Source organism: Streptomyces sp. NPDC004658, assembly GCF_040609555.1.
In the GTDB taxonomy this organism is placed as follows: Bacteria; Actinomycetota; Actinomycetes; order Streptomycetales; family Streptomycetaceae; genus Streptomyces.
In genome coordinates, this window is the sequence record NZ_JBEXKG010000076.1 from 22,759 (window position 1) to 37,097 (window position 14,339).

Below are 14,339 nucleotides of genomic sequence, written 5' to 3' on the forward strand. Positions count from 1 at the left end.
CCGTCATACGTACGCCGTGGTGTCGAGCCGGGCCTTGTAGATGATCGCTCCCGGCCGGGCCCGGTCGACGCCGCTCACGTTGAAGTGGACGTACTTCGTCCCGAAGGCGTTGCCGCCCGCGACCGCGCCCGTCCACATCTGCTCGCCGGAGGAGTGGCGCACGTACGACTTCACCAGCTTGCGGGTGTGCAGGGTCGTCCGCCGCATGGTCGAGGTGTCGACCGCGTAGACGCCGTTGGTGTCGGTGACCAGGAGCCGGCCCGGGTGCTGGTGGTCCGGCTGGAGGTCGTGCGGGTGGTGGAAGCCGGTGAGCCGGCGGGCGGTGTCCTCCACCAGCCGCGCCGAACTCGCCGTCGTCACGATCCGGTACGCCTTCAGCACGGAGCCGCCCGCCGCCCACATCCGCTCCAGTCGCGGGTCCCACAGCAGGCCGTGTGCCTGGTGGAAGGGGATCGGCGCGCCCGCGCGGACCAGCGAGCCGCTGTGGCCGCCGGTGGGCCGGAAGACGTGCAGGCTGCCGCCCTTGGCGTTGCCGCCGCCCGGCCCCTTGCTGCGGCCGGCGACCACGACCACGCCGGTGCCGGGGGCCCGCTCGATGGCGTGGGGGTAGTTGGGGACGTTCGCGGACCACAGCAGCTTCTTGTCCCGGCGCCGGTAGACGCTCGCCGTCCCGCTGTCCGGGGTGCCCGTCACGGCGAGCAGGACCTGGCCGTCGGCGCTCGTGTCACGGAAGCGGTGCTCCATGGGATGGCCGGAACCCACCGGATTCAGCTGCCACTTGACGTGCGCGTCGGTGAACGGCTTGTTGCGGTCGAAGAGGAAGATCTTCCCGGAGTTCACGTCCCCGATGAGCACGTCGAACGCCGGCGGTGCCGCAGCGCCCGCCGCGTGTGCGGGTGCCCCGGTCAGCAGCCCGGCCGCGGGCACGGCCAGCGCGCCCTTGAGCAGACTCCGCCTGTCCATGTGGTGCCTCCCCCGTGATGGGCGTACCCGTCCGCACAACGAGAGCACGGACGGGGCCCGCCGGTTCCCGGCGGGAACCGGCGGGCCCTGCGGCAGGGGGCGGAATCAGACAGTCAGCCGCTCGCCCCGGTCGTGCGCCGGCGCCGTCACCGGCTCCGGGGCCTCGTCGTGGGTGAGGTCCGGCAGGCGGTGCAGCCACTTCGGCAGGTACCAGTTGCGCTCGCCGAGCAGTGCCATCACCGCCGGCAGCAGGACCCCGCGGATGACCGTGGCGTCGATCAGGACCGCCGCGGCCAGGCCCACGCCCATCTGCTTCATGGACTGCATGGAGAGCGTGCCGAAGATCGCGAACACGGCGACCATGATGACCGCGGCGCTGGTGACGACCCCGGCCGTGGTGACCACGCCGTGCCGGATCGCGTCCGTCGTCGTACGGCCGCGCATCCGGGCCTCGCGGATCCGGGAGACCACGAACACGTGGTAGTCCATCGACAGCCCGAACAGGATCACGAACAGGAACAGCGGGAGCCAGGTGACGATCGCGCCGACGCCCTCCGCGCCCACCAGCGAGGCACCCCAGCCGTGCTGGAAGACGGCGACGAGGATGCCGTAGGCGGCGGCCACCGACAGCAGGTTGAGCACGATCGAGGTGACCGCGACCGTCAGCGACCGGAACGACAGCAGCATCAGCAGGAAGGCGAAGACGACCACGAACACGAAGACCGGGACGACGGAGCCCATCAGCTGGTCGTTGAAGTCGTTGTTGCCCGCGACCTGCCCGGTCACCGGCGCCTGCACGCCGGCGACCTTGCCGAGCGTGGCGGGCCGCACCTCGTCGCGCAGCTTCTCCAGGCTCCGCGTCGCCCGGTCCATGTCGGAACCGCCGACCAGCGGCACGGACACCAGGGCCACGTTCCGGGCGTCGTACAGCTTGACGTCGACCGGGCCGCGCGAGGCGCCCGAGGCGACCGCCTGCCTCTTGAAGTCGGCCAGCGCCTGCCGGACCTCGGGGGCGTTGATGTCCTTGGCCTTGACGACGACCTCGGCCGGTTCGCTGCCGCCCGGGAAGGCGTCGTTGACGCGGTTGTACGTCTGCACGATCGGCAGCGAGTCGCCGAACTCCTGGTCCAGGGTGAGCTGCTGGGTCTTCATGCCGAGCGCGGGCGCGGCGACCGCGAGCAGCGCGCCGGCCGCGACGACGACCGAGACCAGCGGTTTGGCCAGCACGCCCCGCAGCACGGCCGTCCAGAACCGGCTGTCCCGGTTCCCGCTGCGCCGGCGGCGGGCCAGGAACGGAAGCCGTCCCTTCTCGACCCGCTCGCCGAGCAGCGACAGCAGCGCGGGCAGCACGGTCACCGAGCCGACCATCGCGACCGCCACCACCATCAGCGAGGCGAGGCCCATCGCCTCGAACTCGGCGAGCCCGGTGAACAGCATGCCCGCCATCGCCACGCACACCGTGACACCGGAGACGATGATCGCCCGGCCGCTGGTCGCGGCGGCGATCCGCAGGGCGGTGCCCGCGTCCCGGCCGGCGGCCCGCTCCTCGCGCTCCCGGCGCAGATAGAACAGGCAGTAGTCGACGCCGACGGCCATACCGACCAGCAGCATCACGGAGTTGGCGGTGTCGCTCATCGGCTGGAGATGGCTGACCAGGCCCATCAGGCCCATCGTCGCCATGATCGCGGTGATCGCGAGGGCCACCGGCAGCAGCGCGGCCACCAGCGCGCCGAACGCGATCAGCAGGATGCCGAGGGCCACCGGCACCGCCGAGTACTCGGCCTGCTGGAAGTCGTCCCCGAAGGCGTCCTTGTACTGCTTCTGCATGCTGGCGCCGCCGATCTCCTCGATCCGCAGCGAGCCGTGGTCCTTCTGCACCCCGGCGACGGCCTTCAGCACCGGCTCGATCCGGTCGGCGGCGGTCTCCGCGTCCCCGCGCAGGTCGAACTGGACCAGCGCGCTGCGGCCGTCCCGGGAGACGGTGTGCGTATCGTACGGCGAGGTCACGCCCGTCACCGCGCCGGTGCGCTCGACGGCCTGGACGACGTCGGCGACGGCCGCGCGGAACTGCGGGCTGGTGGCCTTGACGGCGCCGTCCTTCGACTGGACGAGGACCGTCTCCGAGGCCGGCTCCTTGATCCCGGCGTCGTCGATGATCGTCGCGGCGGTGTGCGTCTCGCCCTTGAGCTGATCGCTCTCGTTCACGTCGACCCGGCCCGCCGCCGAGCCGAGCCCCATCGCCAGGACGACGAACAGCACCCATATGCCGACGGCTGCCCAGCGGTGCCGGGCGCTCCAGCCGCCGGCGCGGGCGGCCAGCCCCCGCACCCGCACCTGTGTGTTCCCCATGACGGGTCTGCCCCCTCGTGTGCGGTGACGGCCCCCTGCCGCCACATCTGTGCTTGCTCCTGTTCGACGGTAGGGGCGGGATAAAGCCATCTCGTCGTACTGCCCGGTGAACCGCGCGGGGCCCGGATCACCGCTGGGGAGGACGGTGGCCCCTTACATCTATCGCCGGTTCTCGGGGGCGGCTCTCAGGGGCGCGGTGTCCGACCCGACGCCAGGGCCCCCTTTGTCATGACGAAAGCTTGTTGAACAAGTCACAGCTGTGTGGAGGAGTTGAACCCGGCCCGCCGATCAGCCAGAGTTTCGCCGAACCCGGCCGGCGCCCGCCCGGCCGGTGCCGAGCGCGGCCGTCGTGCCGGCCCCCACGGGGCACGACGGCCGTACCGCACCGGCGTCCACCGGGCCCGGACGCGTGTGCGAGGCTCTGCCCATGCGCTACATCATCATCGGGGCCGGCGCGGTCGGCGGTACCGTCGGCGGGCGGCTGGCCCAGGCCGGGCGGGAGGTCGTCCTCGTGGCCCGCGGCCCGCACCTGGCCGCCCTCCGCAAGCACGGGCTGCGACTGCGCGTTCCGCAGGGCGAGTCGACGTACCGGCTGCCCGCCGTCGACGGGCCGGAGCCGCTCGGCGAGCTGCGCGCCGACGACGTCCTCGTCCTCTCCGTGAAGACCCAGGACACCGTGGCCGCCCTGGACGCCTGGGCCGGCGTGCCCGTCGCCGGCGGCGGCACGGCGGCCGAACTGCTGCCGCTGGTCTGCCTCCAGAACGGCGTCGAGAGCGGCCGGCTGGCGCTGCGCCGCTTCCGGAACGTGTACGGCGTCTGCGTCTGGCTGCCGTCGACCTTCGTGGAACCCGGCGTCGTCTCCGCCGCGGGCGCGCCGCTCACCGGTGTCCTGCACCTCGGCCGCCTCCCGCACGGCACCGACGACACCGCCCGCCGGATCGCCGCCGACCTCGCGGACGCGTACTTCGAGGCGCCGGTGGTGCCCGACGTGGCGCGCTGGCAGTACGCCAAGCTGCTCGGAAACCTCGGCAACGCCCTCGAAGCGGTCAGCGGGCCGGTGGCGAGCGAGGAGGCGCGGGCCCTGTTCGCGCGCGTGCGGGCCGAGGGGGAGGCCGTGCTGGACGCCGCCGGAATCCCGTACGCGGGCACGGAGGAGCAGCGCGCGGCCCGCGGCGACAAGGTCAGCCTGGTCCCGCTGGACGGCGCTCCCCGCGGCGGCGGCTCCTCCTGGCAGTCCCTCGTCCGGGGCACCGGCACGATCGAGGCGGACTACCTCAACGGCGAGATCGTCCTGCTCGGCCGGCTGCACGGCGTCCCCACCCCGCTGAACGAACTGCTGCAAGGGCTCGCCAACCGGTTCGCCCGGGAGCACCGGCCGGCGGGTTCCCTGCCGGTCGCCGAACTGGTCCGACGTGCCGACGAGGCGGTGCGCGCGTGACCGCGGCCCGAAATGGGCCAGAGAACGAGCGGCGGATTGGGTCGGGATTTCGGGCCACCGGCGCACTAGCGTCGGTGCCATGACGCACAGCAGCACCGACACGGTCACGGTCGCCGACGCCGTCCCCACCCCCACCCGGATCGACTTCTTCTTCGATCCCGCCTGTCCCTTCGCCTGGATCACCTCCCGCTGGCTGCTGGAGGTGGAGCGGCTGCGCCCGCTCGACCTCCGGTTCCGGGCGATGAGCCTGTACCTGCACAACACGGGCAACGAACTGCCCGACTGGTACCGCGACTTGGTGGACCGCTCGATCGGGCCCGTGCGGGTCGCCGTGGCCGCCGCCGAACGGTACGGCGAGAAGGTGCTGCGCGATCTGTACACCGCGTTCGGCACCCGCATCCACGAACAGGGCGTCGAGGACTTCGACACGGTGATCACCGAGTCGCTGGCCGCACTCGGGCTCCCCGCCGACCTGTCGGCCGCCGCCCACGACCCGTCCTACGACGACGCGGTCCGCCGCAGCCACACGGCCGGCACCGAGCCGGAGACCGGCGGCTACGTCGGCACGCCCACCCTCCACATCGACGGCACCGTGTGGTTCGGACCCGTGCTGCGCGCCGTCCCGCGCGGCGCCGAGGCGGCCGAACTCTTCGACAGCCTGCGGGTGCCGGCCCGGCACCCCGACTTCTTCGAACTCAAGCGCACCCGCACCGGTGCGCTCCGCTTCGACTGACCCGGAGCAGGTTGGCCGATAAACACCCCTCCGGCGGGCCGGCCGCCGCGGACGTGTGACACGGCGGCGCCGTCCGGCGCAGAACCAAGAGCCACCGCGGTCCGACGTCACAGGGGAGCGCCGGACCGCGGCGGCCGATACCACACGACCGTCCTCCGCCACCGGGCCTCGCCGAACCAGGCGACAAACCCGCGGGGTTGTCCCTAGGGTGAACGCGCGGAACGCCTGAGGGGGACGGACGGATGAGTGTGACGGGCAGGCCATTGCCGTCGTTGCCGCAGTACCGCAAGGACGGGGTGACCCGGCGCCTGAGCGCCTCGGTGCACCTCGACGACGACTTCGCCCTGTACGTCGACCGGATGCTCACCGGAGACCGGCTCAACGCGATCGGGCTCAGTCTCAACATCAACTTCGTCGCCCTCGCCCGGCACGCGCGCGTGGCCACCCGCCGCCGCGCCGTCCTCGACCGCCGGCTCGCCTGCCTCCAGGCGGCCGTACCCCTCGCGCTCCTCGTCGGGCTCTGGGGGTTGGTCAACGGACACCGGTCACTCGGATGGGTGGCGATTTTCGGCCCTCTCGGCGCCTACGCGATCGCCTGGGCGCTGGTCCGCCACACCGAGGCCCGCAGCCGCGCCATGGCACGGGAGGTGTTCCTCTCCGCCGACCGACCCGAACAGAACGCGCCCCCGGTGGAACCGGAGGCCGAGGCCGCCCTGCACGACCTCAAACGCGCCAACGTCCTGCCCTACGCCGACGAGGCCGCCTACACCAAGCCGTTCGTCGGCAGCGGCGACAAGATCAAGGAAGTCGTCTGGCAGCCCATCGACATCAGCAGGCCCGCCGACGCCCCGGGCGGCGGCAAACTGCCGATGCGCCCGTTCGACGTCATCGACCTGCACACCTTCGTGGCACGGCACATGGAGAACATCTCCGGGCTCCAGGGGCTGCGGGCCCGCAACCGGCTCTACGTCCTCGGCAGCAACGCCCACCTCATCCCCGAGCTGGTGCCCGACCCCACCCGGCGGCCCCGCGCCCAGATACCCAAGCAGCTCGTGCAGGCCGGCCTCCAGACGCCCGGCGCGGGCATGCGCACCCACCTGTGCCTGGAACGCGTCGGCGAGGGCGGCCGGCTCATCGTCTCCATGTACCTGCGGGCGATCCTCCAGCACCCCAGCCTCACCTGGGAGGTGGCCGCCTACGCGATACCGCCGCTGGACGGCCGTTTCTACCGCGTGGACCGCCTCCCGGTCGCCCCCTGGGAGCGCTGGTGGGACCTGTTCCGGTACGCCACCCGCCGCACCGGCCCCGAACTGCGCGGCGCCCTCGGCCGCATCCTGCGGCGCCGCCGCTGGCAGAGCGACCACGACCGGGCGCTGGCCAGGACCCGCCGCGCCATCACCAGGCAGCACGTCCGCCACGACTACGGCGCCACCGGCAGCCTGCGCGAGGACCTCGGCGCCTGGGACGAGGCCGGCTACGTCGAACGCACCGACGCGCAGGACTTCCTGTTCCGGCTCCAGCAGGGCGTGCTGACCGCCACGGAACGGTTCCTGCGGGACCACAACATCGACACCAGTTCCTTCGACAAGGCCGTACAGGTCATCAACACGCAGACCTACAACATCGGTAACGTCAGCGGTCCCAGCAACTTCGGCGCCCACGGGACGGTCCTCCTGGGCGGGCAGCAAGGGCCCGGACCCCAGGGCGGCCCGGGAGCCCAGGGCGGCCCCGGTCCCGCGGGATCGGGCGCGCCCGCGCCGTAGCCGTAACCGCAACCCCACCCATCCGACGGCTCCTCCGGTCCGGGGCGAGCCGCCGGACCGCGAGCGAGGACAGGACATGAGCACCTACAACTTCGGCAACGTCAACGGCCCCGCCAACTTCGGCGACCACGGCAGGATCCAGATCAACCACGCCCACCCCGACCTGCCCACCATGATGGACCTCGCCCAGCGGCTCACCGACACGCTGCGCGCCGAGTACCCGGAGCTGGTGCCCCAGGGCGAGATCATCCAGGCCCAGTTCCAGGAGTCCGCCGAGGACGGCCTGCCGCCGAACCGCGGCCGGATCCGCTCCGCGCTGGAGACGATCGCCATCGCGGCCTCCGCGGGCACCGGCAGCCTCGCCTTCACCCAGCAGCTCATCAACGCCCTCGGGCTGTGACCGGCCGAAGCCCCGCCGCCACGGGGCTTCGGCCATGGGCCGTCACCGGGCCCGCACCACCGCCCGGACCCCGCCGCCGAGATCGAGGTCGAGTCCCGACCGCAGCGGCACCGTCTGACCGGGCTCGATCTTCTGCACGGTGCCGTCCGAGCGGGTGCCCGTCCAGGTCTCCCGCGAGCGGTTGGCGAGCCCGAACCGCCCCGGCTTCTTGGGGTGTTCGACGAGCTCCGCGACGAGCGCCGCGTCCGAGCAGTCGTGCCGCGTCGGCTCCGGCAGCAGATGGTGGGCCTGCACCCGGGCGCCGCGGCGCAGCCGGATGTGGTGCTCGGTGCGGGGCGGGGGAGTGGTGACCGTCAGCCGCGGTGGCAGCACCAGCCGGGCCCCGCACCCCCAGCAGTCCCGCGACGGCGGGTTCTCGCCCGGCTCGGTCATGTTCTGCCGCCCGCACGAGGCGCACTCGACGACCGCGTCCAGCACCGCCCGCAGCGCGTCACGCCACTCCGACTCCCGCACCCGGGCCGCCGGATCACGCAGACCCGTCGTGAACGACCGCCGGAACAGCTCCCGCAGCCGCTCCGCCGCCGCGTCCCAGGTGGCCAGCACGGTCGCGTGCTCCAACGGGTCCGGCGCGTTGGCGTCGTCCACCGGGTCGAAGACGAACAGGGGGCTCTTGCCGTACAGCTTGCGCTCCGCCGCCTCGTCCAGGCAGTGGATGCCCAGCTCGCGCCTGCCCTTGAGCGGGTGGTGGTTCATCAGCAGCATGAACAGCAGGACGGCGAGCGAATGCAGGTCGGACTGGGTGCCCGGCCGCGCGCCCGGGTCGCCGCGCACCAGCTCCGGCGCCATGAACTCCATGGTCCCCGAGATGCCGCTCGCGTCGCCCTCCACGACCGCGTTGTCGTTGTCGCAGACCAGGACGTCACCGGTGTCCGGGTCGAAGAAGATGTTCCCCCAGGAGATGTCCCGGTAGGCGATGCCCCGCGAGTGCAGCGCCTGATAGGCCTCCACCGTGTACAGGCAGGCCGTCAGCAGTGCGCGCGGGCTGGTGCGCAACTGCCGCCGGAACAGCGCCGGAAGACCCTTGTAGCGGTCCGGGCGCAGGCCCATCAGGTAGCCGAACGAGCCGCGGTGCTCCGGCACGAACGCCTCCGGCCACAGGAAGCGGTCGTCGGCGAAGTCCCGGGTCACCAGCTCCCGTACGATCGCCTCCTGGTCGGCGGTCGCGCAGGTCGGGTAGTACCACTTCAGGGCCCGCTCCCCGTCCGGCGTGCGGACCCGGTACACCTCGCCCTGGCCGCCCGCGCCGAGGAAGTCGAGGATCTCGACGTCGTCACCGTTCTCCGCCGCGAGGCGCGCCCCGCCATCGAGCATGCCGCTCATCTACGTCTCCGTTGTCCGTTCCATGTCCATCTCGCCGCCGGCCGGGCCGGGTGGAGTCTGTGCGTCCGTCGTACCGGGCTCCACGGGCTCCGCGGGCTCCTCCGGCGTGCCGGGAGCGCCGGGTGCCGGCGGGGTGTCCGCCGGGGTCGGTGCCGGGCGTACCGCAGCCGCCAGGGTCGTGTCGTCCCCGGAGTAGCGGGACGCCTGGGCGAGCCAGTCCGGCAGGACCTCGCGGACGCCCGCGCTGCCCTCCTCGGCGAGCCGTCCGGCCAGTCCGCTGACGAACTCGCGGTAGCCGTCGGCCGACGCGAAGCTCTTCGACAGGCCGTCCGTGGAGAGCACGACCAGCCGGGGCGCCCGCGCCTCCTCGAACACCGGCGCCCAGTGCATCCGCATCGCCCGCCACGCCTCCCGCCCGCACAGCGACTCGGTCTCGTCGCCCAGGTCCTCCTCGGCGGGTGCGAGCGGACGGACCAGTGCGCCGTCGTGCTCCACCACCGCGAGGTCCCCGTCACCGATCTGCCAGGCCACGAACAGCCACGGCGTGAGCACCGCACCGATCAGCGTGGTGCCGTACAGCACCAGCTTCTCCTCGGTCACCGGCTCCCGGGAGGCCTCCTCCACCACCGGGCGGTTGCGGTCCCAGTGGCCGAGGGCCTCCTGCCGCCACTCCTGCACGAGGGCCCGCGGGAAGTCGTCCCGGGCGTACGTCATCAGCCGGGCCAGCCGCCCCGGCTCATGGCAGTCGTGCGCCGCCCGCCCGAAGGCGGCGGCCAGCGCCAGGAACCGGTCCACGGCGAACCGCGCGCCCAGCGCGCTGCGCGCGTGCACCGCCGAGCCGTGCCCGTCGGCCACCGCCAGGACCAGCGGATCCGTACCGGACCCGGTGCCCTGGCAGGCGTACCAGTCCTGGTTGCGCTGCTTGCCGACGCCCTGGACGCTGTCGGCCAGCGTCTCCCACCGCCGCACCCCGAGCGTCACCACACGTCGTCGTCATCGTCGTCGTCCAGCACCGGCGGCGCGTACGGCTGCTTCGCCGTGCTCACCCCGGACCCGTCACCGGCGACCGGCTGGGAGGCCGCCTTCACGGCCGCCGTGGACGCCCAGCGGATCGCCGCCGCCAGCTGCTTGGGACTGTTGGCGTCCAGCGGCTGCATCTCCGGGTTGCCGAGGAACTCCTGGAGCACCCCGCGGTCCGCGTCCGCGCCGATCGCGATGGCCACCCGGACCGCCTTGCGGCCCCACGGCGTGGCGTCCACGGCCTTCAGGCCCGCCTTCCAGTCGTCGGTGGGCACCCCGTCCGACACCAGCGCCAGCACCGGCTTCAGCGCCCGCTGCGGCATCGGCGGGGTCTGCAGCTCGCGCGCCACCAGGTGCAGCGCCTCACCGAGGTTGGTCATGCCGTCGACCTGCACGTCCTGCCAGGTGAAGTCGTCCACCGGGACCGGCGTCTGGTGGTGCCACTGCGCGGTCGTGGAGAAGGTGACCGTGCGCAGCAGCAGTTGGGCCGCGGGGTTGTCGTGGGCCACCGACCGCATCTCCGGAATGGCTTCTCTGATCGCGTAGTTGAGCTTGGCGATCTTCTCGCCCTGCATCGAGTAGGAGCAGTCGAGCAGCCAGATGAAGTGGACCGGCCGGTTGGCCATCGGCCCGCCGGGAATGTCACTCACGCCGCAGTTCCTTCCATGTGAGAGGGAGTGGTCGATAGAGGTGTCAGGGCCTGCGCAGCAACAGCCACGCGCCGAGGAGGGGTACGGCCACCGCGAGGAGCAGGGCGGCGACGAACAGGCCCGCCATCACCCGCCGGGCCCGGCCGACGGACGGGGTCACATGGTTCATGCCGGGGTGTACCCGCCTTCCCTGTCGTCGTTCCTGCCGCTCTCCCGGGGGCCGTCCGGCCGCCTGCGGGGCCACGGCACCCGGCCCGCCCCGCGGCCGGCCTGCCCGGTCAGCGGGCCGGTGCGCAGCCCGGAGGCCGCGAGCAGCCACAGCACCGGTTCGGCGGCGCGCCGCTGCTCGCTCTCCAGCGGGCCGGTGCCGGTGGCCGCGTGGGCGCTGACCGCCCAGTAGCGGGCCGCCCGGAAGTCGTGGCCGAGGGCCCGCACCAGCGCGCCCAGGCCGATGTCGCCGAGCCAGTCGTCGATCCGGCCGTCGCCCGGCGCCGGCAGCGAGGTCATGCGGTCCAGCACGTCCCGCTTGGTGACGACCGCGGCCACCGGCAGCCGGCGCCGGCGCCCGGTCAGCGCGGCCAGCTCGCCGGTCAGCCGCTCGTACGTCGTCCGCGGGCCCTGCGCCGAGGGCCGCGCCCGCTGTGCCCGCTCGGCGTCCGCCGGACCGAGCCGGCCGCGCACCGTGGGATCGGCGAGGACGTCGGCGACCAGCACGACCCCGTCCGCGTGCGCCAGGTAGCCCTGCGTGCGCACCCGTTCCGCGTCGCTCACGGACTCGCCCATCGGGTCGTACAGGTACAGCAGCCGGCGCCGCAGGCCCCGGGCCACCGTGAGCATGAGGGCGCGCGGTGGCCCACCGGTCGTGGCGTGCGCCCAGCCGGACTGGTTCAGCTGCTGGTTCATCCCAAGGTGGGCGCCGCGGTCGGCCGAGGTCGCGTACTCGACGCGCAGCCGGCCCTCCCTGGCCCAGGAGTGCAGCCCCTCCACCATGGCTGTCATCAGCATCGTCTTGCCCGAGGAGGTGCCGCCGATCAGCGGTGCGTGCACCACCCGGGTGGTGGCCACCGCCTCCGGGAGGACCTGCTCGCAGCGCGGGCACAGCGCGGCCAGCCTGCCCCGGCCGGTCAGCCGGCTGGCGGGCAGCCGGCGCCCGCAGCCGCACACGTGCCACAGGGCGCCGTACCGGCCCGGCCGCAGTTCGGCGTGGCGGGCCGGGCAGTCGGGGCAGCGGTGCAGGGCCAGCGGCACCGGCGCGTAGCAGCCCGGGTGGGGGCAGGCCGTGCGCAGGCCCCGCAGCAGGGCCCAGCCGCGCTCCAGCCCGCGCAGCACGGGCACGCCCGCCGCCCAGCCGAGCCACACCACGCCGAGCAGCACCGCGAAGACCACCAGCGCCCAGCCGAGCAGCGCGGTGGCGAGCACCGCGCCGATCAGCGCGCCCGCCGCCGTGCCGGGGGCGATCAGGGTGACCAGCAGGAACCGGCCGAGCGGCACCCCGACCCGGCGTCCCCGGGGACGCCGGCCGTGGAACAGGTTCCGTACGGTCCGGTCCATCCAGGGATCGGTGAAGGCCCGCCAGAGCATCCGCATGCCGTCCCGGGCGGCGCTCGCCGCGTCGGCCCACGACTGCCGCCACCAGTAGGCGAGTTCGGCGGGCTCGGCGGCGCCGACGCCGGGCAGGCGCGGGTCCAGGCGTCCCGCCTGCCACGGCCCGAGCCCCCGCCACACCGCGCGCACGCCCCGCCCGAGGAACTCCCACAGCGTCCGGAACAGGCACACCGCGACGGCGACCAGCCCGGACCAGCCGAACAGGACCAGCAGCACCTGCACCGCGAGGCGCAGATCCGAGTCACCGCCCCCGGCGCTCACCGGGCACCTCCGCCGGCGGGCGGCTGGATGTCCCCGTGCCAGGTGGTCCGGGCGTCCTCGCGCCGGCCGCGCCCGGTCAGCCGGCCCGCGAGCCGGCCCAGGGCGCCCGGCCGGTTCCACGCCCGGTAGGCGTCCAGCCGGCCCCGGCCGGTCCGCCGCAGGGCCTCCTCGACCGCCGCCTGGTCCTCGGCGGGCAGCGCCCGCACCACCGGCCGCAGCACCTTGGCCAGCAGCGCCGTGCGGGTCGCCTCCCAGCCGGGGTCGGTGTCCTGGTACGCGGTCCAGTCGCAGAAGCGGGCGGCGGCGTACGACGGCACGGTCCGCAGCCGTTCGGCCACCGTGGCACCGCGCGCCGCCCGCTCGTAGGCCGCCAGCAGGGCCGGGTCGCCCGAGCGGGCCAGCGCGTACAGCTCGCTCTCCGGCACCGGAGCGGTCAGCAGCCGGCGGGCCAGGGCGCCGTACACCCGCCGGGTCACCTGCTCCGGCACGGGCTCGACGGCGCCGTCCCGCAGCGCCCGCACCCGTTCCACCCAGTTCTCCCCCTCGCCGTCGGTGCCGAGCAGCGCCGCGAACTCCAGCAGGAGCAGCGGCGCCCGGTGCGCCGGGGCCAGCTCCGAGGTGAAGCAGCGCAGCAGGTCGACGGCGAGCAGCGGGACGGCGGCGTCCTCGGCCGGGGCGGCGAGCGCGGCGGCGACCAGCAGGTCCCGGGTGCCGGCCAGCCGGTGCGCGTCCGAGCCCAGCTCGTTCAGCAGCAGGCTCGCCTCCTCGCCGGTGGGCAGCCCATCGGGCCACACCAGACGGAACGCCGTGTGCAGGACGGCCGGTTCGGCGTGCGGCGAGACCCCGGCGGTGTGCAGCACCGCGCGCAGCCGCCCGCGCCGGTCACCGCCGGACGGTCCTGCCGCGTCGCCGAGGACGCACATCCGCAAGTGCGGGAAGCCGGGGTCCAGGGCGACCGGCAGCCCGGACCCCGCGAGCCGCCCGGCGACCGCGGCCGGATGGGCCGCCGCGAGCGCGTTCAGCGCCCCGAACAAGGCGGTGCGCAGGGCCGGGTGGGCGTGTACGGCGTCGAGGAGGGCGGCGTCGGGCCGGCCGTCCCCCGGCTCCGCGCCCCCCACCGTCTCGCCGCCCGTCGGCTCCGCCCGCGCCGGCGTCCCGCCGCCTGCCAGGTCCCCGCCCACCGGCGTCCGGTCACGCGCCGGGTCGCCGCTCAGCGGCGTCCCGCCGCCCGTCCGTTCCCCGTCCACCAGTTCCCGGGCGGCCCGGCCCGCGAACTCCGGGAGCAGGTCCGCGCAGTCGACGTCGAGGAGGTCGGCGAGGCGCAGCAGCGCCAGGGGCCGGCCGATCGCCGGGCCGGCCGGATCGGCGATGCCGTGCCGCAGGGCCGGTGCGAGGTCCCGGGCCAGCGCGGCCCGGACGTCCGGGGTCAGTGACCCGGCGCCCAGCGCGGGCACCGGGCCCCGGCCGCGGACCGCCAGCGTCAGCACGCGGGCGGCGAGCGGCGCGGAGACGGCCGTGGGCACCTGCCCGTCCAGCCGGGCCAGCAGCGCGGCCAGGGCGGCCGGTTCGTCGTCCCCGGTGCCGCGGGAGCGTCCGGAGCCCGCGGGAACCTCCCCGGTCTCCCGCGCCAGCTCCCCGATCAGGGCCGTCAGCGTCGGCCCGGGCAGTCCGTCGGCGTGGTCGGTGGCCCAGCGGGCCCCCGCCGCGCGGGCCGCGGCGGGCAGCGCGAAGCCCACGGCCAGCGCGGTCACCGCGAGGCGACCGACCCCCCCGGCGG

The 14,339-nt window shown here is 74.4% G+C and carries 12 protein-coding genes; 4 read left to right on the forward strand and 8 right to left on the reverse strand.

Translation table 11 applies throughout. The features are described 5' to 3' along the window. Positions 1-3: 3 nt before the first annotated feature. Together ABZV94_RS24205 and ABZV94_RS24210 are read right to left on the reverse strand one after the other, a co-directional pair. Positions 4-963 (reverse strand): hypothetical protein, encoded by a 960-nt coding sequence (locus ABZV94_RS24205; protein ID WP_356343525.1) that lies wholly within the window; start codon positions 961-963, stop codon positions 4-6. Between the two features lie 105 nt (positions 964-1,068). Next, on the reverse strand, positions 1,069-3,312 hold the full coding sequence (locus tag ABZV94_RS24210) for an MMPL family transporter (RefSeq protein ID WP_356343527.1): 2,244 nt from the start codon (positions 3,310-3,312) through the stop codon (positions 1,069-1,071). A 427-nt stretch (positions 3,313-3,739) separates the two neighbouring features. On the opposite strand from ABZV94_RS24210, the gene ABZV94_RS24215 reads away from it, so the two are divergent. From ABZV94_RS24215 to ABZV94_RS24230, 4 genes are all read left to right on the forward strand, one after another. After that, the gene (locus ABZV94_RS24215) at positions 3,740-4,750 is read left to right on the forward strand and encodes a 2-dehydropantoate 2-reductase N-terminal domain-containing protein (protein WP_356343530.1); all 1,011 of its coding nucleotides are present in this window, start codon (positions 3,740-3,742) and stop codon (positions 4,748-4,750) included. Between the two features lie 79 nt (positions 4,751-4,829). Then, positions 4,830-5,483: a DsbA family protein gene (locus tag ABZV94_RS24220; RefSeq protein ID WP_356343532.1), complete on the forward strand. Its 654-nt coding sequence runs from the start codon at positions 4,830-4,832 to the stop codon at positions 5,481-5,483. Between the two features lie 242 nt (positions 5,484-5,725). Then, positions 5,726-7,246, forward strand: a complete 1,521-nt coding sequence (locus ABZV94_RS24225; RefSeq protein ID WP_356343534.1) for a hypothetical protein — start codon at positions 5,726-5,728, stop codon at positions 7,244-7,246. Positions 7,247-7,322: 76 nt separating this feature from the next. Continuing rightward, positions 7,323-7,646 carry a hypothetical protein gene (locus tag ABZV94_RS24230; RefSeq protein ID WP_356343537.1) on the forward strand — a complete coding sequence of 108 codons (324 nt, stop codon included), beginning with the start codon at positions 7,323-7,325 and terminating at the stop codon, positions 7,644-7,646. 42 nt (positions 7,647-7,688) lie between these two features. On the opposite strand, the gene ABZV94_RS24235 is transcribed toward ABZV94_RS24230, so the two are convergent. The 6 genes from ABZV94_RS24235 to ABZV94_RS24260 all read right to left on the reverse strand — a co-directional run. Beyond that, positions 7,689-9,026 carry a protein kinase gene (locus ABZV94_RS24235; protein WP_356343539.1) on the reverse strand — a complete coding sequence of 446 codons (1,338 nt, stop codon included), beginning with the start codon at positions 9,024-9,026 and terminating at the stop codon, positions 7,689-7,691. Continuing rightward, positions 9,027-10,010, reverse strand: coding sequence for a protein phosphatase 2C domain-containing protein (locus ABZV94_RS24240; protein WP_356343542.1), 984 nt, complete (start codon positions 10,008-10,010; stop codon positions 9,027-9,029). Beyond that, on the reverse strand, positions 10,004-10,672 hold the full coding sequence (locus tag ABZV94_RS24245; RefSeq protein WP_356343553.1) for a tellurium resistance protein: 669 nt from the start codon (positions 10,670-10,672) through the stop codon (positions 10,004-10,006). Before ABZV94_RS24245 ends, ABZV94_RS24240 begins: the two co-directional genes overlap by 7 nt. Before the next feature lie 67 nt (positions 10,673-10,739). Continuing rightward, positions 10,740-10,865 (reverse strand): hypothetical protein, encoded by a 126-nt coding sequence (locus ABZV94_RS24250; protein ID WP_356343544.1) that lies wholly within the window; start codon positions 10,863-10,865, stop codon positions 10,740-10,742. Further along, a complete protein-coding gene (locus tag ABZV94_RS24255; RefSeq protein ID WP_356343546.1) occupies positions 10,862-12,562 on the reverse strand; it encodes a hypothetical protein in 1,701 nt (566 codons plus the stop codon). Before ABZV94_RS24255 ends, ABZV94_RS24250 begins: the two co-directional genes overlap by 4 nt. After that, a partial coding sequence (locus ABZV94_RS24260) for a GTPase-associated protein 1-related protein (protein WP_356343548.1) occupies positions 12,559-14,339 on the reverse strand: 1,781 nt, incomplete at its 5' end. The genes ABZV94_RS24255 and ABZV94_RS24260, both read right to left, overlap by 4 nt.